2 protein-coding genes are annotated in these 2,326 nt (G+C 55.0%); both read left to right on the top strand.

Translation table 11 applies throughout. The annotated features are described in order from the left end of the window. Window positions 1–1,531, top strand: a 1,531-nt coding sequence (locus NPX02_RS20990; RefSeq protein ID WP_335342619.1) for a hypothetical protein, incomplete at its 5' end; no start/stop codon positions are given. 229 nt (window positions 1,532–1,760) lie between these two features. Then, window positions 1,761–2,144, top strand: a complete 384-nt coding sequence (locus tag NPX02_RS20995) for a hypothetical protein (RefSeq protein WP_260296016.1) — start codon at window positions 1,761–1,763, stop codon at window positions 2,142–2,144. The last annotated feature ends 182 nt before the right edge of the window (window positions 2,145–2,326 follow it).

The following is a 2,326-nucleotide window of genomic DNA, read 5'->3' on the forward strand; positions in this document are numbered from 1 at the left end:
GAATGAAATCGGCAACGCCATCGGCGAAGGGATTGCGACGGCGTCGGGACTGCGCACCGCGGCGGGTAATGCCACAGCGGCGGCCCAGCGATTGGCCGCCCATGTCAGGCCAACGCATCGCCAGGCGGAAGCGGCGTCGATGGCTGCCTTGGGTGAGTTCGAGAGCCGCGCCGTGGGGGCGCGACATCGGGCGGCGGAGGATCAATCGCTGGCGGCGCTTGACAGAGCCGGTACGAACGCGGTTGGGATAGCGCTGGATCCCAACGTGGGCATTCAGGTTGCCGCGGCCGGCGATCTGGGCTTCCTCCCCTTGGTCGAACGTCAAGACCAGGATCTCGCCTTTGTCGCCAAGTACGGTGAGTTGTTGGCCGAAAAAGGTGCGCTCACGACGGATGCCAGCATCGAGCTGGTGCGTGGTCTGGATGGTGAAATCAGTTGGGATTTTGCCAAGCTGTTTGGTAGCGAAGGCGTAGGGGAGCTGTTAGGTATTTCAGTCGGACCGCGGTTTGATGTGCCTTTGCGGAGCAAGCTCGAAGCGGCTTCTGACCTGAGCTTGTCGAGCGATGTGCCGCGTATTTTTGCGGGCATCTCGACGGATGCAAGCTTTGAGGATCAAGTCATTGCGGCCTTCAACATGATCGGAGGACGCGCCACCGACGAGCAGATGCTCGGTGTTATCAACCAGATCCGCGCAAACCGCAACACCAGCAGCAGTGCCTTTGTCCTGGATATCACGGCAGCGAGATTGACCTCGGAGGCCGGGGCACTGGAGGCGCGCGGCTTTGGGTATGATACAATACAGAAGCTCAGCTTTGACGGAGACTTCTTTGCAGGGCCTACGGGTCCTACAATAGGTGGGAAGTTGCTGACTTCGTTCATGGCGGGGATATCAGAAAACGTAAGTTTTGCGACGGACAAGCTGGCGCCGGCAGATCTCAGAAGCGAGGCGAGAAACAGCTTAATCGTTGACGCGGCTCTAACCCTGGGTCCGGTTGCTGCAGGCAGGTTGTTCAAACTGGGCGGGGCTTTGTCAGCAGGTCGTGCGGCAGGCGTTCAAAACACCACGTTAAGTCGTGGAGCCGAACTGCGTGCGAAGTACGGCCATCTGAGTCCCCAGGAGCGTACAGCCAAAATTGATGAGCTTTCGCGACTTAACTATGAGCGCCGCCTTTCGGAGTCCATAGGGAGCCAGGACTACGTCTTTAGGTATCTATCGGAAGACGGGCTCGATAAGTCGCTACGCTATGGAAGTGTCCGTGGCTATACTACAACGGAGTTTTCCCATTCAAGCAGCTCTGTTGCGCGCGGTGCTCAGATCAAGCCTGAGTGGGGTGAGCCAGCTTATGGCGTAGCGATTCCGGTAGATAAGGTTCGCGGATTTAGTGTCGCAAGACCTTTCGGGAATCAAGGTAGTCGGGGCTGGGAGGTTTATACAAACTCCTATCCTGAGGCGGGCTCGGGCGGATGGAGCCAATTCCTTCTTGATCCTGTGCCCATCGAGGACGTCCACATCTTCAGGTTGAAACCATGAGCTGTGGGGTCTGTCAGTTGCACCAGGGAGGGTTTGCTTCTGAGCAGGAATTCGCTCGTTTCAGGAAGCGTATTGGGTTGCTGGTAAAGAGCGATGAGTTGGAAAACCTTGGGCAGATAGATTTGTCGGGGCCATTTATTAAAATTAAGTATCAGTGTAAGCAATGCGGGCAGCTCTGGGTGTTGGAGTTCCCCGACCAAGCATTTCGCGGAGGTTGGAAGAAACTGCCATGAATACAGCCATAGAGAAAAAAACAGTCGATATTATTCTGCCTTCTGGATTGAATGAGGCATCAGAACGTGCTCTGTCTATATGTGAATTGTTCATTGGGCGAATCTTGGCCTCAGGCATAGAACATATATCGGTGTCAGTAGATACCTCTGCTGTTTTTGTGGAGAGCAACAATGCTGGCGTTAAAGACGCGATAACGCTGATCTTGCGTTCGAAAAAAATTGAGCCATTCTACCGCCAGTTTCTTGATTTGTTGCATTCTAATGAGATTAGTGATGAGTTAGGCGAAGTCCGGTGCGTATTGGGCGGAAGTAGATTGGCTTTAGGGGTTACCGAAAAAAAGGGTTTTCCCGATTTTTCCTGGAACATAACAACGCGGTAAGAAAATAAAAAGGAAGGAAGTAAGCGGCCGACACCGGCCGGGCTCTTTGACAATTTGGACAGGACAACCGGCGCGGGTGGGCGCTCGCCCGCGCCGTCACCCGTTTCGAATACGATGTCCAGAACAACCTCGTCAAAGAGATCGACGCCAACGGCGGCGAGACCCGCCGTACCTGGAACGCT

The sequence above is a fragment of the Sedimenticola hydrogenitrophicus genome (genome assembly GCF_025175675.1).
Taxonomy (GTDB): domain Bacteria; phylum Pseudomonadota; class Gammaproteobacteria; order Chromatiales; family Chromatiaceae; genus Sedimenticola; species Sedimenticola hydrogenitrophicus.